Annotated in this window: 16 protein-coding genes; 6 read left to right on the plus strand and 10 right to left on the minus strand. The window is 56.6% G+C overall.

From position 1 onward, the window contains the following. The first annotated feature begins 726 nt into the window (after window positions 1–726). The 4 genes from HMPREF3011_RS08560 to HMPREF3011_RS08580 all read left to right on the plus strand — a co-directional run bounded on the left by HMPREF3011_RS08560 (window position 727) and on the right by HMPREF3011_RS08580 (window position 7537). Complete coding sequence (locus tag HMPREF3011_RS08560) at window positions 727–1035, plus strand: helix-turn-helix domain-containing protein (RefSeq protein ID WP_070841382.1); 309 nt, start codon at window positions 727–729, stop codon at window positions 1033–1035. 171 nt (window positions 1036–1206) lie between these two features. Beyond that, on the plus strand, window positions 1207–1476 hold the full coding sequence (locus HMPREF3011_RS08565; RefSeq protein ID WP_070841383.1) for a hypothetical protein: 270 nt from the start codon (window positions 1207–1209) through the stop codon (window positions 1474–1476). Between the two features lie 957 nt (window positions 1477–2433). Beyond that, complete coding sequence (locus HMPREF3011_RS08575; protein ID WP_210401648.1) at window positions 2434–4095, plus strand: hypothetical protein; 1662 nt, start codon at window positions 2434–2436, stop codon at window positions 4093–4095. Window positions 4096–5092: 997 nt separating this feature from the next. After that, a complete protein-coding gene (locus HMPREF3011_RS08580; protein WP_070841385.1) occupies window positions 5093–7537 on the plus strand; it encodes a hypothetical protein in 2445 nt (814 codons plus the stop codon). A 72-nt stretch (window positions 7538–7609) separates the two neighbouring features. On the opposite strand, the gene HMPREF3011_RS08585 is transcribed toward HMPREF3011_RS08580, so the two are convergent. From HMPREF3011_RS08585 to HMPREF3011_RS08620, 9 genes are all read right to left on the minus strand, one after another. Further along, window positions 7610–7942 (minus strand): helix-turn-helix domain-containing protein, encoded by a 333-nt coding sequence (locus HMPREF3011_RS08585; RefSeq protein ID WP_070841386.1) that lies wholly within the window; start codon window positions 7940–7942, stop codon window positions 7610–7612. Between the two features lie 91 nt (window positions 7943–8033). Further along, complete coding sequence (locus tag HMPREF3011_RS08590; protein WP_070841387.1) at window positions 8034–8441, minus strand: single-stranded DNA-binding protein; 408 nt, start codon at window positions 8439–8441, stop codon at window positions 8034–8036. An 85-nt stretch (window positions 8442–8526) separates the two neighbouring features. Continuing rightward, window positions 8527–8733: a hypothetical protein gene (locus tag HMPREF3011_RS11115; protein ID WP_141764753.1), complete on the minus strand. Its 207-nt coding sequence runs from the start codon at window positions 8731–8733 to the stop codon at window positions 8527–8529. 98 nt (window positions 8734–8831) lie between these two features. After that, window positions 8832–9857 (minus strand): DUF4192 domain-containing protein, encoded by a 1026-nt coding sequence (locus tag HMPREF3011_RS08595; RefSeq protein ID WP_070841388.1) that lies wholly within the window; start codon window positions 9855–9857, stop codon window positions 8832–8834. 186 nt (window positions 9858–10043) lie between these two features. Then, on the minus strand, window positions 10044–10616 hold the full coding sequence (locus HMPREF3011_RS08600) for a recombinase family protein (protein ID WP_070841389.1): 573 nt from the start codon (window positions 10614–10616) through the stop codon (window positions 10044–10046). A gap of 12 nt (window positions 10617–10628) precedes the next feature. Next, complete coding sequence (locus tag HMPREF3011_RS08605) at window positions 10629–11690, minus strand: restriction endonuclease subunit S (protein WP_070841390.1); 1062 nt, start codon at window positions 11688–11690, stop codon at window positions 10629–10631. Continuing rightward, a complete protein-coding gene (locus HMPREF3011_RS08610) occupies window positions 11687–13516 on the minus strand; it encodes an HsdM family class I SAM-dependent methyltransferase (RefSeq protein ID WP_070841391.1) in 1830 nt (609 codons plus the stop codon). Before HMPREF3011_RS08610 ends, HMPREF3011_RS08605 begins: the two co-directional genes overlap by 4 nt. Before the next feature lie 317 nt (window positions 13517–13833). Continuing rightward, complete coding sequence (locus HMPREF3011_RS08615; RefSeq protein ID WP_070841392.1) at window positions 13834–15309, minus strand: recombinase family protein; 1476 nt, start codon at window positions 15307–15309, stop codon at window positions 13834–13836. A gap of 4 nt (window positions 15310–15313) precedes the next feature. Beyond that, window positions 15314–16684, minus strand: coding sequence for a hypothetical protein (locus HMPREF3011_RS08620; protein ID WP_070841393.1), 1371 nt, complete (start codon window positions 16682–16684; stop codon window positions 15314–15316). A 247-nt stretch (window positions 16685–16931) separates the two neighbouring features. On the opposite strand from HMPREF3011_RS08620, the gene eccD reads away from it, so the two are divergent. Continuing rightward, the gene (gene eccD / locus HMPREF3011_RS08625) at window positions 16932–18347 is read left to right on the plus strand and encodes a type VII secretion integral membrane protein EccD (RefSeq protein ID WP_236658472.1); all 1416 of its coding nucleotides are present in this window, start codon (window positions 16932–16934) and stop codon (window positions 18345–18347) included. 14 nt (window positions 18348–18361) lie between these two features. After that, window positions 18362–19600 carry a type VII secretion-associated serine protease mycosin gene (mycP, locus tag HMPREF3011_RS08630; RefSeq protein WP_222867342.1) on the plus strand — a complete coding sequence of 413 codons (1239 nt, stop codon included), beginning with the start codon at window positions 18362–18364 and terminating at the stop codon, window positions 19598–19600. Here the strand turns inward: mycP and eccB are convergent. After that, entirely contained in the window at window positions 19559–21001 is a 1443-nt protein-coding gene (gene eccB / locus HMPREF3011_RS08635; RefSeq protein WP_070841394.1) for a type VII secretion protein EccB, read from the minus strand. The genes mycP and eccB overlap by 42 nt on opposite strands. Window positions 21002–21683 lie beyond the last annotated feature (682 nt).

Consider the following 21683-nt stretch of genomic DNA (forward strand, 5'->3'; position numbering starts at 1 on the left):
GCAATGCGTGTCTGTGTCTCTCTCTTAAAAGGGTTGGGTCGAAATACCACAAAATTACGAAACATCGCCGAAATGTGAGGTGTCTGTGCAGGACACAGCGTTATCGGGTGTTTCGTATTTTTGTTCTTTTCGTTTGCGGAAATCACGAAACCGCAGGTAGAGCGTTTCGTAATTTTTTCGTATTTTGATCGGCAAATTACGAAACGACACCAAAACTACGAAACGAGCACACTACAGACGTGTCACAGGTCACAAAAAGGCGCGCCCCTTGCGTGTCACCGTGACGCCACGCAACAGCTGCCCCACCACAACACCTCAGCCGTGCCACGTGGCGTGTAGAAACGTGCTCGGTTCGATTCGTAAAGATTAGGTCGCAGGCTATTGTGCGCGACACATAAGTTCCGTACGATGGCCCCCAGACCGTATGTGGCGTTTTAATTCGTTTCTGGTCTAGCCAGCCGCATACGGGGGATAACCCCGAGGATAATTCATAAAGAGATAGCCTCTCGACCGTGATAGGCGCGGTTCCTCCGACGAGATAGACCGGTCGGCAACGGCATTGCCAACCACAAAAGCGGTCAGGTAGGGAGTAAGCGCTCCCATAAAGCGATGGGACGGCAGACCACCGTTCTAGCGAGTCGAGCACGGCACTCCAAGCCGCCTGAATAGCAAGCCGGTAAAGCACCCCGCTCCGGGACAGATCAATCTGCCCAGGAGCGTTTTTCTATGTCCGAAAAGGACACGACTACCGCCGTCGCGCCACGCTTTTACACGCTGCAGGAACTCGCCGATCTCGGCGTCGGCTCCGAGTCCACGTTGCGAAAAGCTATTAAAGAGGGCCGTCTTTCATTCCACCGTTTCGGCACCGCCTATCGGATTCGCCAAGACGATCTCGACGCCTACCTCGCGGCCGCACGCCGCCCTGCCCCGCAGCTATTCGGCGGCTTCGTCGATGCCGTCGTGGATGCAGCTCCCCAACTGACTGATGAGCAGCGCCAGCAGCTCGTCACGGTGCTGGGTGGTGCGAAGCACTAATGCGGACACACCCACCTACGACGAGATCCCGCCGCTTAGCTCAGCTAGTCAGGCTGGGTCTTGGACTGAGTGCGAGGGCTGATCGGTGATGACCTCGAAACTGCACACACGCGCTCCACCGTCGTACCCCGAGCTCAAACAGAAAATTCACTCAACCAAGGAGAACAAACCATGTCTTTCAGAGACGATTACGCAGCCGCGCTCCGCGATGAGCAGCGAGCAAAAGATTCCGTGAACGAGGCGCGCCGTGCGCACAAAGCAGCAAAGGAGCGTCTTGCGCAGTTGCGCAAGTACGCCAAAGAGTTCGAGGTGAAACTCGACGACGACAAGCCCGCCGGGACCGAAGATGACGGCGATACGCCTAAGAACGGTGACGGCAATAAGCCTGAGAGCACCGAGGACAGTAAGCCGAAGCGGCATCTAGAAGTTGTACCCGACTAACCCTTTAGCCGTACACGCAATCACCTCATGCGTGTACGGCCACGCGGCGTGACGACGTACAGCCGTCACGCTTGATGTCGCCACACACCCCGCTCGCAAGGGCGGGGTTTTCGCGTGTGTGCGGGTGTCTGCGGCACCGCTGCACGGGTGTCAGCGGCGAAGCGGCAAGTGCAACAAAAGCAACGCCGGGGTGGAGAAAACAAAGGGGTCGAAGACCACTTTTTCACCCCGTGAGCTGCAGCGATGCAGCGTTTGCAGAAAAAAGGGGCCGATTTCGGCCCTAAAGTGCAAAACCAGTATAAGGGGGTCCGACGCCTGGCATGCGGTCTTAAAGTGTGCATCCATGCAGGTCATGGTGCGAAAAAACGCCGCACTAAGACCGACGTCAAGGGCGTCGGGGCGAAAAAGTGCAAACCCAGTATAAGGGGGTGCGACGCCGCCCTTTTTCAGCGATTGGCGTTTGCGCTGCACAGCAGTGCAAATGACACACTCGGAGACCGGCATACAAAAGTGTGCCGGTGAGAGGCATGTTCGTGAGTGCAACGAACGAAATGTAGCAGTGGCGAAGCGGGGCGCCAGCGCCGCGAAGGCCACTGCCCTGCTGCGTGACCAAGGAGATCGCCACAGCGATCTTCGCAGGTCACGCAGCGTTTCTCGAAAAGGCGAAGCGGAAAAAGCCGACCGAATAGGGAGGGTTTTTCCGCGAGCCATTGCCCGCTGCAGGCGCCCCCTCAAGACCTCAGTTCTCCGAGCTTGCGAGGTGGCTAGACTGAGGTCTTTAGGGGGCTAAAGAACTTGAGTTTTTTGGGGTAGAATCGTTTGGGACGGCGTAGCTAAGGGACCCGAACGATTCTTAGGGGTCCCCAAGAAACTCAAGTTCGTCATGTGGGCGCGTACATGGAGGGGTCGAAGACAGAGGCTCCGTGTACGCGCGCACATCTACAGGAGGTACGCGATATGTCGAAGACATCGACTGCGAAAGTTGGACGCGCTGCGTTCAACCTGAAACACCTCCGCCGCGACCGCTGCGGCGGAGATACGACACGGGGAGACCGCAAGCGTCTCCTCCGCGAATGCATGAGGGAACTCGATCAGAGAGACCTCATGCACCAGGCCGCGATGAATTCAAACATTGTCGTGGCTGACGCTCATCTGAACGTACCGTTCGTGAACAACGGTGACGGTACATTCAGACGCGCAACGTCCGTGGAGGAAGTCCTGCAGTACCAGGACGCCCGGATGGACGGTGTGCGCGTGCAGAAGAACAGTTTTGAAACGTCATTGTTCGTCGTGCATCTGCCGAAGTCGATGTGTGTGGAGGTCCCCGACTTCTACGCCAGTGAGGTGGACGGCCGTGAGGTGAAGCGAGCACGGCTGGTAGCGCGCGACTACGACGAGGCGAAGCAGTACCTCGAAGAGTCAATGCGTTGGCTCGCCGAGAACTTCATCCCCGGCGGCATCGATGCAGTGGCCGGTGGGGATATGAACTTTGATGAGTCCACGCCTCACATCCAGTTCCAGGCTGACACCCTCTCCCCTGACCCGAAAGACCCTGACAAGCTCCGCTGCCGCCCCGGCATCGCGTACAACACTGACACCTCAGTGCGGTACAAGTCTGGCCCCAAGAAGGGCAAGCAGATTAGCGGAAACCAGAAGTTCATCGACGCGCAGCGCGGACTCCGCGAGCACATGTACGCGCTGGGTTATCCGGTAGAGCTAGATGTGTCTGAACGGCACGACGAGTCACTGAGTCCTGACCGTTACGCGGAGCAACAAGACCGCGAGCGCGACCTTGCCAACCGCGAGGGCGAGGTGGAGGTCAAGAAGCGCTCCGTACAGCGTGACATGGACCCGATTGACCGTGATCTCAAGCAGGCCGCAGAGGAACTTAAGCAGGCCAAGGCGGACCGTGAAGCAGCGCAAGGCGTGCTGGAGAACGCTGAACAGCAGGCGCGTGTCGTGGCCGAGCGTGTACTCAGCGAAGAACGTGAGAAGGCCGAGCAAGAGGCCGAAAAGATCCGCAGTGAAGCACGCAAGGAAGCGGAGCGAGACGCGGAGAGAGTTCGTAGTACGGCACGTGAAGAGGCCGAACGTGACGCAGAGGCCAAGCTCAAGCGTGCAGAGCAGGATGTAGAGAGCATCCGCAGTGAAGCACGCAAGGAAGCAGAGCGTGAGGCTGAGGGTATCCGTGAAACAGCACGCAGCGAGGCTACGCAGGACGCTGAAAACATCCGCAGCGCGGCACGAGATGATGCGAAACGTGAGCGTGAACAGCTGGCTAGTGAACGTGCAGCGCTGAACAGTGAGCGTGAAGCCCTTGACACGGAGAAACGTGCTTTCACCGAAAGTCTCGAAGCACGCCGCGCAGCTGCTGAAGAGGAGGCCGCCATCATCATCGAGGAGGCAACTGAGTCTCTGCAAGAGATTTCACACGTGGACCGCGATTTCTTGCACGTCGAGCTTGATAACAACCCTGAGATGAAGCAGCGGTATCTGATTGCTGTTGAACAGCGTATCCAGCAGGAGCGAGTGGCCGCCCGCCGCCGTGCGCAGGAGCGCGTCAACAAACGCCGACAACAGCAACAGCAGCGCGACCGTGATGGTGGCATGGAGCTGTAAGGCCACTGCCCTACTCCAGCGCCTCTGTATGGCCTTGTAGCGGTCCTGCAGGGTGTCGCCGGGGTTGGTGCCCAGAGGCGGCGCTAAAACCGCTCTAATTCAGCGAAAATCGAAGAATTAGAGCAGTGTTTTTTGTGTCGCGTTAATTCTGCAGTGCAGTGAAATGGCGTGTGTAGTTGTACGTCTGTTGCGCTGTTGATTGTGTAGTAAAAGTGCGTGGCTACAGTGCTGTTAAGCGGACAGTAGATAAGCACGTAGGAAGAGCAGTAAAAGTGTTTACATAATGCACTGCAGAGTTACAGCGTCATTTAACTGCGCAGTAAATGTGTCAATGAAATGACACGTCATTAAATGTGTCATTTAAGTGGTCGATGTAGTGACACACCACTTAACTGCGCATTAAACGTGCCAATTAAGTTACACACCACCACAGAGTGCAGCGAAGTGGGTGATCTGGTGGTGAGTAAATACGTCAGTGCAGTAGGCAGTGAAATGGCCTGTACGGGGTTCAATGAAAGAGCACGTGTAGTGGTGCGTGTATTGCACTGTGAAATGACGGTACTGTGTAGGCAGTGCTTGAGCCTCTCTGCCAGGGTGTTGCTGTCCGACACCCTCGACACCCTCGGCGTTTGAGGTGCTGCCACTCTCCCCTAGCGCGTCGCATGCACAGTGTGGTAGCGTGTCAGTGTTGGTAATTGTTATTCACGTCCGTATCTGTCATTACCGGCCTGAACAACCGGTAGGGCCGTGAACTCGAATACCAACCCTCCATGAGAAGAGGGAATATAACAGCAGATAAGCCCTGGTAGATGTTTCTATCAGGGCTTATTTGTATGTACGGGCGCAATAATTATTGTGAATTGTTATTTCCACGGGTAATGTAATTCTTGGCTGTGAATTGTTATTCACGATTTCAAGGTGAATGACGTTTTCCTGCACGCAGTGCCGGGACAGCTACGTTTTATCCACTTCTTTTCTTGGAGGTTTCGCCATGTCTATGGCACAAACACGTAATAAGTTCTCTCGTAAGACCATTGGAATCGCTATCGCTAGTGCTGTAGCAATGGGCGGCATTTCTATCCCGCAGGCTGGTGCTGTAACCGGTATTGACGGTATCGGTTACATCGCAACCGCACCCAAGGCGGATGAGCAAGGCAACCCAATTCTCGATGAAAACGGACTTCAAATCCCTGATATGGAATATCCCGGTATTGAGTACATGGGTGGGCCTACAACTGGATTCGCAATGCCCACATGGGGCGGCATTTACGGCGGTACCTACAACAACGTCAATGTAATTGATAACGGTAAATCCGCTAAGACTTCCGGCTTTGGTTACGAAAAGACTTTGACGTCCAAAGAAAGCCCCGGACATTTCGTATATGACACCACACGCACTTATGGCGACGCTATTGATCTCGCAGATCTTAAGCTCGGTGACATCGCAAATCACTTCGGTGAGGACGAACTTAAAGAAAAGCTGTCTACTCCAACACTGAAGACCATGGCAGTCATGGGCGCTATCGCTAAGGACGTTCATACCAACGGAACCATCTCCCCAGAGGTACGCACCAAATTCGCAGAATTTGGTTACACCGGTGACTTCTTCCATAATGCGCTAATTGCTATTAATGAGGCTGACGGTGACATTCACTATTATCAAACCGGTGCTGCCAACGAAGAAGAGATGGCAAAGCGATACATCAATGGCGGAGGAGGAACTCAGCGAACCTCCGCTGATTTTCTCCTTGATGTTATGGCGGGCTATCTCTCGCAAAATACCCTTGGCACCAGCAACGACGGAGATCTTACCTTTAATGATCTTATGAACAGGCTCGCCCAAGGAAACCCGTGGTCGGATAACGAATATCTCGGTGAAGAAACGAATGACGTTCTTGCTGCTATCTTGAACATGGCTGCTGCACTCCCTGAGTCTACATTCCGTAAACCAGGTAACTTCCTTGTTCACCCTGTGAAGTGGGATTCTCTTGACGATGATTTCAAAGATCATGGGTTCTTCTCACCACTGATCGACATCAACAACCCGAACATGCCAAAGGTTGAGGATCTGCACCGTACCAAGGACATTTACGTCGATAGTGTCAAGAGGCTGGACAATGGGAATATCGAAGTCACCCGTAACGACGGTGAAAAGTGGGTCATCGACCTGTCTGACCTCAGCAAGGCCAAGAAGGACATCGAGGGCCTTGCGGCTAAGGACGAGGCAACCCAGAAGGAACTCGACAAGATCAAGGAAGAGATCACCAAGCTGGAGAACTCCACTATCAAGGAGGTCGTCAAGAACGGCGACGGTACCTACACGCTCATCCGTGTTGATGGCACTAAGGTGCCAGGCAACATCGACACCACCGACGGTTCTGTCACTGACGTCAAGACCGATGGCAAGGGCAACCTGATCGTCACCATCGATGGTAAGGACAAGACCGTGCCGTTGAAGCAGGTCAAGGTTGTAGAGGAAAACGCAGGTACCCCGAACCACACGGTGACGATCACCACCCCGGACGGTAAGTCTGTGACCTTCAACGTCTTCGACACCTATGTCACCGACATTAAGTGGAACGAAGAGAAGGGTCTTTACGAGATCTACCGCTCGGACGTGGATGGCGGTAAGACCGTCTGGAAGACCATTGACCTTTCTGACCTGCGTAACCGCATCGACGCGCTCGAAAAGAAGGATTCGCCGTCTCGTGACGAGTACAACACGCTAGTTAAGGAAGTGCGTGAGAACCGCGAACTGATCGAGAAGCTCAAGGAGCAGATCAAGAACCAGAACGCTGCTGACCAGGAGAAGATCACCTCTATCCTGGAGAAGATCACTCAGATCGAGAAGCAGCTGACTGACATGCAGGCGGATCTTGATGACATCAAGGCGCGTCTGACCAAGGTCGAGGGCCGTACTGACGACATCACCAAGTGTGTCGCCGGAGCCGGCATGGCTGGTATTCCGGCTCTGCTTAGCATCCCGCTCATGGTGATGACTCAGCTCAACATCCCGGGTATTAAGGACCTCAACACCCAGATCCAGAAGCAGATCGGCATCTACAACCCTGAGCTGGCACGCCAGTGGGAGCGTAACGGTGGTGTGCTGCAGGCCGGTGCTGTCCTGGCAGGTCTGGCTGGCATGATCGGTGGTATTGCTTACCTCGCTAAGCAGTGTGATCCGATGATGCAGTCTGATGCAGCGAAGGAGACTGACCTTGGCAAGCTCAGCTCTAAGCTGGAGAAGAAGGATCTCGGCTCTTCCAAGAAGGACACGGGTGCAACTCGGCCGTCTGAGCAGCCCGGTGAGCAGGACGCCCCTGCTGCGGATGCTCCCGCAGACGCTGATGCTGAAGCTCCTGCTGAAGGTGCTGTAGAGGGCGCTGCAGAGGCTGCAGAGCAAGTCACAGCGCCGTCTGAGGACCTCGTGGCTGCGCAGTAGTCACTGATCTCGTCAGAGCATAAAACACCCTGTAGCAGGCTGCTACAGGGTGTTTTCGCGTTGTTGCAGTTCTTATCTCCGGTACTGCTCAAGGCTGTCCTGTACGACCTCAAGTTTCGGCCAGAGCTGTAATCCCAGCGCTATCTCACAGGCTGCTAGGTGCTCAGCGCGCGGCCACTGCTCACCGGTGACGATTTTGCGCAGTGTCACGTAGTTAACTCCGGTCAGCGAATCCAGCTGTCGCCAGGACAGGCCCCGGGCTTCACGCTCAGCGCTTAAGCGCGCAACAGCCAGCCTCACGCTCTCCACGTGGGGTGCTTGTGTGATACGCGCTGTATCCGCTGCCTTACGTTCAGGCCAGTGTGGGTAATACTCCAGCGGCAGCACGGTCACGGGACGTGCCATGTAACTATTTCCTTTATGTGTAGGTACTGCGTTCTCAGTCTAGTAGAGGCGAAAAAATAACCCCGTAGCGTACTGCTACGGGGTGTTGTTGTTAGAACGGAACTTCTTCAGTGTCGTTGGTAGCAGCGTTGTCACGGCGTGCTGCACGTGCTGCAGACTCCTTCTTGGAGTCAATCAGCTGCACCGTGTCGATCCGCGCCACCAACGGGTACTGCTTGTTCCCGTCCTTGTCGGTGTAAACGTCCGTCTTCAGCGAGTACGAGACTGCAACGCGATCACCAGCGTTGATGCAACCGAAGACACCGAGGTTCTTAGCATTCTGAACGTAGCCGGTGAGTTCTACGATCTCGCTTTCCACCTTGCCGGTGGACTTGTTCTTGAAGGTGTTACGGGCGTAGACGTTCAGTTTCACCGTTGCACCGCCGTTAGCGTGCTCGAATACCTTCGGCTCGCGTGCTGCGTTGCCAACGATGGTGCCGGAGTTGAAGGGGTTAGACATGATGATTTCTCCTTTTGAGTGAGTGTGAATTGTCTTTCAATTGTGTGTTTGAGCAGCGGCTTTGCTGCTGCTGAGAAAAGTGCTGTTACAGCACTGCCCAGGGCAGTACTCGCCCTTCTGCTTCCAAGTCGCGTAGCTCTTGGGTTGCACCAGGATCAGCGTCTTCGCCGTCGATGCCGTCGGACATGAGATAGAGCAGCTCCAGGTCTTCGTTGGTGTAGTGGTACATGAGTGCCTCCTTGTGGATCGGATATTCAATCCGTTCTTTGAGACAGCTCTGCTGTCTAGACACTGCTCCCCCTGCTCGGTGGTGATACATTTCTTTCCTGTTCACGGCACTGATAGAAAAAGAAACCCCGCTGCAGCGATGCTGCAACGGGGCGAAATTCTTTAAGCGTCGAACAAGAGGTAGTGTGCCTTCGACGCGCCTTGACGCACGCTCGTGATGAGCTTGCTGCCCAGGCCGAGGCTGATGGATCTGTCCACCAGGTTCGAAAAGTTTTCTGTCTCGTTCAGCTCAGTGGCCTTGTGTGCCGCCACTCCTGCCAGGCCAGTCTGCCCTGTGGCTTGTGCGAGAACAGCGACGGTCGCGGTTACTTGTGAGCGCATCTTGAGCCAGTTTTGCGGCACGGTTCGCATAAGACGTTCTGCGAACACCAGGCCCTGCTCCGGCTCGTCCAGCAGCGCGCCAAGCAGCGGATCACGCAGCATGGGTGTTGTAAAGCACCGCAGCGCAGCACGGATGGCCTGTGTGTCGGTGGGGTCAGAAACACCCTTTGCAGCCTTCTCGTATTCATGCTGCAGATCGTCACGGAGGAAATGAATCTCGTTCTCGTACCCCTCGACGTCGGCGATGATGTTTCGGTATACAGCGTCGTCGATACCGTGAGCTGTGCTGTCCAAACGCTCTTCTAGCTCTGCGCGAGACAGCGCTGGAAGCTGCCCAGTGTCCAACACCATCTGCTGCAGCGCAGCAGAGCCGGCGACCTCGCTGACAACCCCGGTGCGCGGTGCTGACAGGCTTAGCTGCTGGTACACCGTCCACCAGCCCGTCCCAGAAGTAAGCTCTGGGACCTGCACGATCGCAAGCACGGTCGGTAGTGGCGAGTCCTCGCTGAGCAGGAACCCAGCCAGGTCATCTGCTGCTGACGGATCACTGTTGACCACATATGCGATGACAGCGTCAGCGTTGACGCGGCCAGACCATGCAGCGAACTGCTGTTGGTTGGCGGTTAGCGTCTCAACAGCGTCATCGAGATCGAGCCGGGCAAGAGGGCCTAGGTGCAGACCAGGGGTGTCGTCATTGCGGTCGAAGAATGCGAGCACCAGCGAGTCCTGCGGATAAAAGCCCAGGATGCCAGGGATGTTGGCGAGGATCTCGCCGTGGGATGTAAGAGTTTGAGAGTAGGCGGACATGTGAGCACTCCTTATGCCAAATACGGATGTGTGAGTTCATATCCGTATTTGGCCCCGGCTGTGCCGGGCAGTGCTATTACCGCGCCCTGCAGCACCCCCACGTACTCAGTGCGTCGCTAGTGCTGCTAGGTGCTCGGCTTGCAGGGTGCGAGCGCTAGCGACGCAGGTAGTACTAGGTCTCGGCTGTTATGCGTCAGCCTCAAGGCGCTCGATGGCACGGTAGATCGTTGGCCGGGAGACGTTGAACGTGCGGGCCACGGCGCTCACTGATTTTCCGCCGTCGATGAGTTCCTTGGCTACCTCTGCTTGCTCGTTACTGAGCTTCGGCTTCGGTCCAGCGACACGGCCCTGTGCTCGGGCGTGTGCCACACCTTCACGGGTGCGCTGGATCAGTAGGTCGCGCTCCCACTCAGCGAGTGAGGCCATGACGTTGATGACCACTTTGTCAGCAGGCCGTGAGGTGTCGAGCGCTGGCTCTAGCACTTTGACGTTAATATCACGTTCCGCGAGGTCAGCAATGGTATTGACCGTCTCAGCGAGGCTGCGACCAAGACGGTCGAGCCTGGTCACAACCAACGTGTCGTCGGGACGCATGTACGCCAGCGCGTCATCAAGGCCGGGGCGCTGCCACTTCGTGCCCGAGATGGTGTCGGTGTAGATATGATCCGGGTCGCAGCCAGCGTCGATGAGCGCCTCACGCTGGGTGTCCAACGACTGCCCCTGTTTAGAGGTCGAAACGCGAGCGTAGCCGATGAGCATCTAGATCGCCTCCTACACCTCAGACTGCGGTAGCAGCTGTTCTAGAACATCAAGGTCAGAGGCCTTCTGTTTCAGCAATGCCTTCATGACGGATTCCATGTAAGCCCAGTCTGGGGCGCCGGTTGCGTCTACAGGAAGCTTGATCTTCGCAGCCTTCATGTCTGCAAGCTTCCATTTGTCTACGTAGGCGTAGTTCGACCCAACTTTTTCGATGATGGGGGCAAGGAACAAGAGAGTTTCCGGCGAGACCGTGTTTAAGGGATACAGCACGTTTACATCGTCGGTAGCCCAGAAATCATTGGGTTGATAAAAGGTCGTGCCAACAGGCCCGTTGTAACAGACGGTCAGCACGCCGCCCGGATGGAGATGTTCGTCATTACCGATGTAGTGGGTGATGCCGTTGTTGAACTGAGAAGCACCCACGTAGGGAGTGTTACCAGGTGTCCGGTCGGTAGACCTTAACCGTGACCCCTTAACGACATTGAACAATTGGTCGATACGGAAATCAGCCCACTTTTCAATATCAACCGCCCTCAACTGCAATGTGCTTAGTGAAATCACCCGTTCCAGCTGGGTTTCTTGGTGCTGAAGCAAGTCCTTTATATAGCGCTCCATGAAATCCCAATCAGGAGCACCTTGCGCTGTTGCCGGCAGTGGAATCGAAATCTCGTTCTGCATTTGCAAGACTTTGACCTTGTTTACATAGGTAAACTGTTTGACAATTTTCTCAATGACAGCAGCGATAAAAAGCCCACAGCCATCGGAAAGCGACACGGATTTGTCAAGCAGTTCCAATCCCATAACCGTCTCGCCAACGAAAACCTCATTCGGGTGATAGAAGGTCGCACCGACACTGCCAGAATAAGCGACAGTGAGAATATCCGAATGGGTTTCATAGTTCGACCCAGGAGGGAACGAAACATGGTCGGAGATACCATTGTTGAGAGCCGAAGTACTGACCAAAGGAATGTCGCCTGGCAAGCGATTCTTCATAACGTATTTCTTACCGTTAAACACGCGAAACAGGTGTCCTACACGGAAATTAACCCAATCAGAGGTGTCAATGTTTTTCACTTTTCTACCTCCAGGTGAAAAGCGTCCTCGGTTTCAGTGATTTCAGCACCGTAGGTCGCTCTGATACCGAGCAGGTCCCGGGTTTCGCGAGCATCGATCCCACGTTGAAACATAATGAAGTCCATTGTCGTTCGCGCGAGATCTTCATGATTCAAAACGAAAGGTTTTTCTGGTGCCTGCCAGCTGAGACAGTCATCTGTTGAGTGCCATTGCCCAGTACCAAATCGACTTTCGTTGTGTCGTTCGATCGCATCAAGCCAGTATTCCTCAAGGTCAGGCCATTTTCCATGAACGTCGTGGCGACCCATATTTTTGACAGTAACCAGACCGTCTTCTTCGATATTGACGGCGTAGAACTGCTTGCCGTCTTGAGGAACACCTGATTCAAAAATGAAGATCGAAGTAGTCACACCGATACCGAAGAAGAGATTCTCAGGCAGCTTCACAACCTTGAGCAGACGGTGATTACGGAGAATCCGGTTCATCTGCCCCTTCGAGGTCTTCTCTAGCTTCTTATCCGGGAGAATGAACCCACAAAGCACGCCACGATCGACACTGTTCAGCACGTTTTCGACGATCTTCATGCATCCGAACTTGTTCTCATACGGAGGGTTCATCAAGACCTTGGTAGCGCCAGTGGCCTTCATCCAATCGCTAGCGCTGTCGGTACGCGCATCCATGTGTGCGAGATTCGTCTTACCGTCCTTGTGGATGAGCATGTTTGCACAGGCCAGAGCGAAGATCTCACGGTCAAATTCCATACCGTAAAGCTGTTCCTGCTTAATCTTCCTCGCCTTGCGAGTCTTTACGCCACCAGCTTCGCGGATCATGTTACTCATGGACTTCACCAAGAACGAGCCGGAGCCTGCACACGCGTCGAGCACGCGATCATCCTTGTTTACGTTGAGCAGGCGGTACATAAAGCCAGTGACATGGTCCGGCGTGAACACCTGGCCTGATTCAGACTTCTTCTTGTAACGGTTGAACTCGTTGAAGAAGATAGCCATGACATCTTCGCCGTCCCACGCGGAAGAGTTAATGAGGCCGGAGATCTCAGTAACCCAGTCGATGAAGTCGCCGATCAGGTTTGTCAGACGCGCCACGGCTCGGGGGTCGTCGTCATCCGTGGATACATTCATCTTGATTTCCGAGTACACGTCGGAAAGCAGCTGAAGCTTGGCGTTCTGTTCACGATCAGAGCGAATGGCCTTGTTCAAGGCGTTCAGGATACCCGTGTGGAAGTCTGAGTAATCCATACCGCGCACGAGGATCGCGTCGTAACGACGTGCAACGAGTGCACAGGCAGTGAAGATCATGCGGTGGTAGAGGTTTTTGATACCGAAGTCACCGTGCAGTGAGTTATTAATCCGCATGGTCAGCGCATAGATTCGCTCCTTGTCAATGGGGCGTTCCATGAGCTTGTCGATGTAGTAGTCCTTGGACTGCAGTTCATCAGGTACATCCAACGGCTGCCCGTTAACGTAGGCACGGGTTCGTTCGCCGTCGTAGACAATTCCGATAACAAGGTCGTAGCGAGTACGTATGACATCGCAGTACCGCTCCACCTGTTCCTTGAGCGCCGGTGAATCAATCGGCATACTGTCGCGCGCCTTGGTTTCCAACGCAATGGCAACAAGTCCACGGTCATGAGGTAAGTACCAGCCATCGGGCTTAAGAGCCGAACCTTCACCGTTGAAGCCCAAGGACTTCAGCGTCGTGATTTGCCCTACACCGGAAGTGGCGTCTTTGGAGTGCGAGGACCCAAGTTCGAGAATCTTGCCCGCGTAGTCGCGAACCTCATCTTCTGTTGTGGGGAGATATGCCATGTCGTTGTTTCCCTGTCAGTAATAAATCGGTCGAACTTGTACAGCCCCTAAGTGACGCGCTGTTATGAACACATAAAAGCAGGACAGGGGTGTACGAGATCGTTGTACGTTATAGATAGTGTAACACAACTAACCAATTAACGATACCGTACAACAAAGTTTTTCTCCCCATCGCTCGACATGCGCAGTGATGAGAGCTGTGTCATAATTCACTCGGAACGTCACGGTTGAGCGGTATCCCCCCGATACAAAGGCAGGTTCCCCCCCGATTCTGCTAGCTCCCGTGGCGTTCCCTCGTAGGTGTGCCCCGCAGACAATCACTGCCGCCAAGTGATCTTCACACGGTGCGGATCGAACTTCTTCGCCCCAGCCTTACCGGGCAAGATACGTATTTCCATGAGCAGACGGGTTAGCCTGCGTTTGTCTTCAACGGACGCACCGCTCCACCACTCAGCGAAGTCTGGGCCGTCGGCAAGTTCTACAGCAAGGGGATCGGCGTCGCGGCTTGTGGTCAGCTCGCGCATCTTCTCGTCGATAGTGGAGATTTGATCTTCGATCTTCTTCGACACGCGCGCGAATGTGGACATATCAACATCTGCAGCGATGATCGCTTCTTCGATCTGTTCGCGGCGCGCTAGTAGTGCATTCCTCTCGCCTGCCAGCTCCTGCAACTGTTCGGTGAGACCGTCATCCTCAGGTGAGAGTGCTTGCTGCAGCGCTTCTATGGCATCAGGCTGCGCCATACGCTTGAGGATGACAGCTTCGATGAGGTCGTCCACCTCAGCGCCGATGGACACGTGTTTACCACCAGGTTCGGACCGTTTGCACGTGTAGTACCGGCGCGGCTCGCCCGCCTTATTCCTTCGGCTGCGCGCATACATCGGATCACCGCAAGTGCAGGTAAGCACCGATGCTAGGAAGTAGCGTGGTGCGTTGCCGCTATGCGAGCGTCGGCGCGACGGGTCACGCAGTACTGCGTCGAGCTTCTTGCCAGTGGCCTCGTCGATGATTGCAGGCCAATTGCCCTTGCCGATGATCTGACGGTTCTTTATAAGACGCTTCCTCGTTTTGGGATCGGTGGGGTTGAACGTACTTAAGCCACGCACACGAGGGTTGAGGAGAATGTCACGCAGCGTGGGTGCCGTCATGGGTCGCCCGGTTGTAGCAGTCAGGCCTCGTGCATCAAAGATCTCGCGCACGGTCTCGCGCAAGGTCTTGCCAGCAATGACCATGGCAGCGGCATCGAGGATGGCCTGGGCTTCTTCGTCGATGACAGTTACAGCATCAGCCTCGTAACCGAACATCCGCCGCCCGCCTGTCTTTGGCCGTCCTGTACGTGCACGGTCCTCGTAGGCGGCTCGGATGCGTGCAGCACGGTCGATGGACTCCTGCTCAGCAATGAGGCCGAGAATGACAATGGTAAGCCGTGATGCTGGATCTGAGGGATCAATGTTGTACCCCCGGTTCGCTTTGACGGAGACGTTGTGCTCCTCGCACAGCTCAAAGAGCGTGAGAGTGTCTTTGGTACGGCGCGTCAACCGATCGAGTGCATACACGTAGACAATGTCAATCTCGCGGCTCTCAATAGCGTGAATCAACTTGTCGTACTCAGGTCGGTACTCACCCGAGAAGGCAGAGACGTTGTTGTCCACGTAAGTAGCGATGATCTCAGCTTCGTCAGCCTCAGCCTGCTTGGTAGCGAGGTGGATCTGCCGCTTAACACCGGCTTCTTCCTGCTTATCGAGCGAAATGCGTGCGTAAATGGCCGCACGCTGCGTTGTGGTATCTGCCATGCGGTTATCGTACCCTAAACCCCCGTTCGGAATTACCCGATCCTGTGGCACCAACGCACAGACCGTGTGGGCCCATGCCGCCCTCGGCGCTCTCCTTAAAATCCAGATAGACCGGCGCGCCGCCGTCATCAGCCCCAACGGGAATACGCAGACGAGCACTGCCAGAGCGCGGTCGGTAGCGCAGAGTTGTCGGAGGCGGATACAACCCGAGCTCCTCCATAACCGGATCTCCCGAGGTCTTAACAGAATCATCTGCGCTTGTTGGCACTTCAAAACGCGCCAAGCTCCGCCCAAGAACCTCCGCTTCTGCTGGACTCAGCTGATCAGGTACACCAATCTCCTCCCTTCCGGACGCGGTTTCCGCATGCACAGCAGTAGTGGAAACGACCAGCGCGATGCCATGGTTAACCGCGGCCTCCCACAACGTTGACTGCGCTTCCACGACGGTCAGCAGCACTACCGAGGTCTCCGACCCCGCCGCGTCAAAAATCGGTGTCAGTTCAGTGACATCGAGCTGCCCGCTCGAATCCGCCAGCACAATCAACACTGCAGCTGGCAGTGTGTCGATAGCCGTGAGTAGCTCCGTCAGCTGCGCACACGTCGCTGCCCGCAACCGCGCTGAGCCACAGGCATCAGTAACTGCGGGGTGTCCGTGGTGTGGTGTCCATTTCAGCCATTCCCACCCATCTCCCACAACTGCAATCAGGCAATCCTCCGGATGATGCAGCGCAGCGGCTTGGGCGACCATCGCTCGAGCCAGCCCCTGCGCCGCGGTATCTCCAGTGAGGGCGATAATCTCAAAGGCCGACACATCTATGGCAAAGGGCACTCCCTCAACCTGACGAGCCGATCGAATAACTTCCCGCAGTGCTACGGCGGAAACCGGATCCAGTTTCTCGGGCGCCGGAATTGCCGGCGGTGTCACAGGCGTTGCGGGCTGCTGCGTTGCCACCCCGATGCGCAGCTGCAAGAAATCCGGGTCCCCCTTTCGGCGTTCGCACGCCCGCCCCATCGCCCCCAGCTGCCACAGAGTTCCAGGCCGAGGGTGGATAAACTGCGCCGATTCACGCTGCATCCTCGCTGCTTTCGCCACCGCCCGGCGAATACTGGACAAATGCCTCTGATAGTCCTTCCGCGCCGGTGCCATGTCCTTATTTCCCGCCCCTCCCGACACCATCATGCCCACAGTGGAAAACACCATCATCAGCGGAAACATAAACGACATCGGGTTACGTCCCATCCCAGAGACAAACATCAACACCACCATGCCAACCACCGCCACGACCATGATCAACGGCATGAGTGCACGCATCAGCGGCACCGGCTGTGGCTCCGGCGCTTCCGGTGGCGCATCCGGCGCGATTGTGCCCGTCATAGGCTGCGGCCCCGCTTTTCGGGTAGCCGAAATCCCCGCCCGTGCACTAGTCACAAAAATCCCCCCGCTATGTGTCGCCCCTTGTGTTCACTCGACGGCCAATCCCCCGACCAATCGGTGTGCACATAGCTTAAAACACACTCCGGATTCTCGCAGCGCATGGCCGAGACTGTTAGCGGGGGCACGCGCAGTTACTACCCCGAGTAGCGCTCTAACGAGTTGTACGCCACTCTAGAGGGACTAAAGCATGCAGAATTCATGGGGGAAATACATGCTGGGGGAACTCATTCGCGTGCGCATTGATGCCGCACACATGCCCGAAGACGCCAACCGAGCACACGCAGACCTTGCATTACCGACCAACGTCGCAATCGCCGCACTCGTACCGGATATCCTGCAAATTTTCGATATCGACATTGCGGACTTCCCGCTGGCACAGTGGCAGCTACGGACCGCCGCCGGCACGATATTGCTTGCCGACGACACCCTGAACGATGCCGGTATTGCGCCAGGCGAACGCCTGGTTGTTATCAACGACCCAGGGCCCGTGCCCAAACCTCGGCTCTTCGATGCCGCCGATGCTATTACCGACACCACCTATACCGACGGTATCGGTACGGCTGATTTAGTTGTTGGCTGTACCGCCGCCCTCGTAGCCACAGCTTCAATTGCAGCTGCCTCACTGAGCTTGAGCAGTACCGATTCCACACTGGCCGCGGCAATCAGCTTCATCGCACTGCTGGCAGTAGCCGGTGGACTGCGCCTGGCTCTGTTGTGTAGCGCAAAACCGGCGATTGTCATGTCCCTGGAGCTGCAAGTGCTCATTCTGGGCACCGCTTCGGGGCTCTGCTTCGTTGGCCTCGACCTACACCGCATACTCACCGACTGGCCGCCGACTGCTGCGATTAGCGTCGCGCTTGCCGTCACCGGTTTGGTTTTTCTCATTTCCAACACCGACGACGGCGACAACCGCATCACTGTTACCCTGGGCGCCGCGAGTCTCAGCGCTGCAGTTACCTTCGGTATTTACGCTGCGGCTGTCGCACTTTTCCAGAACTCGGTTCAATCAGGAGCACTCACCGCTGCTAGTGCAGTCATCCTGATACTGCTGGCACCTTCCCTGGCTATCAAGGCTGCCGGTATTCGCGTACCCAAAGTCCCTGCCGCCGGAGAGAGCTTCGATGACAGCGACACTCCCGAAATATCCCACAACGCACCTAAGCGAGCGGGTTGGATTCTCGACGGCATCGTCTGCAGTGGCACCGGAAGTCTCAGCATTTTCACCCTGGTGGTACTTTTCTCCGGAGCCTATGCGAACAGGTGGTGGCCTCTGGGCATGGCTGCTGCTGTCATAGTCTTTTGTGCAATTCACTCCCGTGGCCAAGCCCGGAAAGTAGCTTCCACCTGCACTGCTTTAGCTGGTCTTGCCGTCATTGTGGCTGTCGCCTTTCAACAGTGGTTCGAAGGCAATTGGCCAGTTTCCGCTGGCCTTGTCGTCCCAATGCTTGCAGCCACCGTCTTAGCCGCATTTCCAGCGTCACGCATCTCACCTACAACGCGCCGCATAGCTGAGCTAACCGAGGCCTGCAGCATCGCCGTCATTCTGCCCATTGCGGCCATCATTGCCGAATTCCCTGAGTTCGTAAGTGGGTTCTTCCAGTGAAAAACCCACTTTTCATGAATGCCATAAAAACCCGTCTCACCGCCACGACCGCACTTTCCACGGTGCTTATCTCCACGTTGACGGCGGCCACCGCAGTAGCACCGTCGGGCATCGCACCAATAGCGGCTGCCCAGAACAGCCAGGACTGCGTGGCCACGATGCTGTCGTCGGAAAGCGCACTGCGTGAACCGACAGTGATCGAAAAAACTCTTCGGTTTCGCCAAGCATGGCAACTGACGACGGGTGCGGGGATTACGGTGGCGGTGATCGATACCGGGGTCTCACCCAATGAGCGCCTGGGCGAGGTTCTCGACGGTGGCGATTTTGTCGACGGCGACAGCGGGTTCGTAGACTGCGACGGTCACGGAACTCTAGTAGCCGGCATTATTGCAGGCCGGCCCGGTGCCGATGGTTTTGCGGGACTGGCGCCCGACGCGCACGTGTTGTCGATAAGACAAACGGCCGATGGCGAAGGCAATTTGGAGTCGCTGGCACAAGCTATCGACAGGGCCGTCGCGGAGGGCGCGAGGGTTATCAATATCTCACTCACATCGTGTGCCCCGGCAGGTGTAATGCCCCAAGGTGCAACGGATGTTGCCGAGAGCGTCGCACGTGCGGAAGTCTCAGGCGCAGTAGTGGTCGCAGCGGCAGGAAATAAGGGCGATAGTTGTCAGGCCGGATCCGTAGCGTGGCCCGCAGTCCTGCCGGAGGTAATCGCAGTATCAGCAGTACAGTTCGACGATGCTGGCCAAGCACAACCCGCGGAGTATGCAATCACGGGACAATGGGTCAATGTCTCCGCTCCCGGCGGTCCCGTACTCGGTCCCGATCCGCGCACCCCTACCGGCCTCATAGACCGCCACGTGTTCGGGTCCGGGGATAACACCCGAGCTCAGCAAATCGCCGGCACCAGTTTTGCCACGCCAGCCGTGTCGGGAACGGCTGCCCTGCTGCTGGCACGAAACCCAGAGCTTTCCCCAGCACAGGTTCGCGACATCATCCTTAATTCCGCGAGCCCAATTAGTTCCGGGCTTGGCCTTGGCCGCGGCATCATTGCACCGTATGACGCTCTGATTTGGACCACTGCGGACACCGCCGCGCAGCACGCCGCCAATCCCGCTGCCGCGCCGGCTCCACCAGATCTGCTTTCTTCGCAGGAGCGCAATGCACCGCTCCGGGCGACTGGGCTGCTCCTGATATGCGCACTGGGCCTAGGTGCCTGGCTGCTCTCGCGCCCCAGACAGCGGCCCTAGCGCCGCCTGCTTACTCAGCTCAGGGCCTCCACGCAACGCGGCCAGAACTTCCCAGTCCACTGGCCGCGTACCACCGCTGTCGGCGTTGGATGATGCATTAAACCCGAGAGCAGCCAACGTCGTGCGATCGTGCACAGCAAAGCGCATTCCCTCTGGCGAAATGACGTGTACAGCCCCATTTACGCTTACTGCGATCGAGCTGCGCTCACGACTGCGGCCATCCACGAAACCGTCGACGGCCACACCCGCCCCGTCAGCATGCGGGTAATCCACGTGCCGCCCCTCCGGAGCATGCTGCGACCACTGCACGAGAGCTTGCAGCCGTCCTGCTATCCGGCCGGCACACAACCAGCCATCAGCATCGGCAAACGTCAACGACTTTTCAGGTAGTCCCGGGACTGCTGGTGCATTCGCAACGGGTACTGCCGCCAGCTGCCCTTCACTGGCCTGCAGAACTGGGCTATGTGCAGCTAATAGCTCTCCTAGCACCGGGGAGAGAATCGCGGCACCGTCGTCAAGCACGATAACGCGCCGCTGCCCGACCTCGACCACATTGCCGACTGTGTCGAATGGTGCGGCGAAGTGTGTGGGTGCACCGCGGTTTGGAATTGCTGGCGCGGCCAGAATCGGAACCTCCGGAATCGCTCTGAGCAACGCAGGGCTAACAGGCCGGACTGCGGCGCGCTCCAAACCCAGCGCTCGAGAAACAGCGGCGTGCTCCGGGTGGTTGACATCCAACCGTGAGCGGTAGCCCTGCGTAATCAGCCAGTGGTTTTGGCCATCGGCAACAACGGCACTGTCCGAGTGGGTCCGGGTAAGCTGCTGCGGTTCCCCACGTACTTCCTCAAGACGCGCAAGTGACTCTGCAACAATCCACGGTTGCCCGAGGTCTTGCACCGTCCGCTCGCATAAAGACAGTGCCAGCTCCGGCGCACCTACGCTGCCCGTCTTGGCAGCTCCCGAGGCCCCAGAGCCTGCCGGCGTGGCCGGAACTGCTGGTGCGCCCTCAATCCCGACAGCAAAACTGATGTCCTCTTTGTCCAACTCGCTACTGCGCACCCGTTTCGGCTCAGCAGGATTGCCCAAAATTAACCGCGCCGATGCGAGATTCGCGACTGGATGCAATCGACCATTGACACGTACATGTAGGCCCTCCGACCCTGACACGACAATCAGCTGCTCATTGGAGCTAGAACCGCCCTGCGGTCGCACCAACGACAGCACCGCAGTACCGGCGGCCAGTAAAACCACCAGCGCACAGCCGATAAACAGTGCTCGGGTTCGCGTGCGCAGAGGGTCGTGCAGCATTCGCGAATCCGCACGCACAAGCGCATGCTCAATCCGACGAATCAAGAATCGATGACCGCTGACCTGGCTAGGCGTGGTCGGTGTACGTGGCATGAGTTTCCCCCAAAACTATTCCCCCAAATAATCTCTACCCTGCAGAGTAAGCCAGGCCGCGCTACTGTGCGACCAGGGGAATTTTAGTGGGGAACATATTGGGGGGGATTTTCACATGCCATTGTCATTGTGGCTGCTCATTACAGCAATAATCATCACTGCAGGCGCGCATGTCCCTGTGCGCGGACGCAGCCTTCGCGACCGGCTGCGACGCACCGAACCAGGACAGTTCATCGGACTACGTCTCACACCAGGTCTGCGTAGCCAGCTAAGCGCTGCGGATATCGTCTCGCTTGCCGACGACAGCCCAGTGACCCTGGATGCGCTGTGTTTTTATCACATTGCGCCGGAAATCCGCGGAGAGCATGCGCACCGCTACTTCCGAGCGGCCGAACGCTCCGGCACAACCCCTGAGCCCTGGACACATCTGGTGGCAACTCTTCCGGTGGAAGCCTCCACTGACAAAGCCCTACGCTTCCTCATCCACAGGCTGGGGACCCTTGGCATTCGCGTACGGCGATTAACGGCACAGGAGTGTGCTCTGACTGAGAGCTCTGCGGAGGTAGTACAGCTGCGCCGCACTGGACGCTCTCATCATGTGGCGGCGTTGGGGCGCAAACCGCACCTGTGGTTAAGCCGACAACGTGACGTCGCTATCACTAATGGTCCAGCGCAGGTCATA

Source organism: Corynebacterium sp. HMSC074C04, from assembly GCF_001838295.1.
Lineage (GTDB): Bacteria > Actinomycetota > Actinomycetes > Mycobacteriales > Mycobacteriaceae > Corynebacterium > Corynebacterium amycolatum.

Coding starts and splice junctions, on each gene's coding strand:
- HMPREF3011_RS08560 (WP_070841382.1), top strand. CDS start 727: ATGTCCGAAAAGGACACGACTACCGCCGTCGCGCCACGCTTTTACACG.
- HMPREF3011_RS08565 (WP_070841383.1), top strand. CDS start 1,207: ATGTCTTTCAGAGACGATTACGCAGCCGCGCTCCGCGATGAGCAGCGA.
- HMPREF3011_RS08575 (WP_210401648.1), top strand. CDS start 2,434: ATGTCGAAGACATCGACTGCGAAAGTTGGACGCGCTGCGTTCAACCTG.
- HMPREF3011_RS08580 (WP_070841385.1), top strand. CDS start 5,093: ATGGCACAAACACGTAATAAGTTCTCTCGTAAGACCATTGGAATCGCT.
- HMPREF3011_RS08585 (WP_070841386.1), bottom strand. CDS start 7,942: ATGGCACGTCCCGTGACCGTGCTGCCGCTGGAGTATTACCCACACTGG.
- HMPREF3011_RS08590 (WP_070841387.1), bottom strand. CDS start 8,441: ATGTCTAACCCCTTCAACTCCGGCACCATCGTTGGCAACGCAGCACGC.
- HMPREF3011_RS08595 (WP_070841388.1), bottom strand. CDS start 9,857: ATGTCCGCCTACTCTCAAACTCTTACATCCCACGGCGAGATCCTCGCC.
- HMPREF3011_RS08600 (WP_070841389.1), bottom strand. CDS start 10,616: ATGCTCATCGGCTACGCTCGCGTTTCGACCTCTAAACAGGGGCAGTCG.
- HMPREF3011_RS08610 (WP_070841391.1), bottom strand. CDS start 13,516: ATGGCATATCTCCCCACAACAGAAGATGAGGTTCGCGACTACGCGGGC.
- HMPREF3011_RS08615 (WP_070841392.1), bottom strand. CDS start 15,309: ATGGCAGATACCACAACGCAGCGTGCGGCCATTTACGCACGCATTTCG.
- HMPREF3011_RS08620 (WP_070841393.1), bottom strand. CDS start 16,684: ATGACGGGCACAATCGCGCCGGATGCGCCACCGGAAGCGCCGGAGCCA.
- eccD (WP_236658472.1), top strand. CDS start 16,932: ATGCAGAATTCATGGGGGAAATACATGCTGGGGGAACTCATTCGCGTG.
- mycP (WP_222867342.1), top strand. CDS start 18,362: ATGAATGCCATAAAAACCCGTCTCACCGCCACGACCGCACTTTCCACG.
- eccB (WP_070841394.1), bottom strand. CDS start 21,001: ATGCCACGTACACCGACCACGCCTAGCCAGGTCAGCGGTCATCGATTC.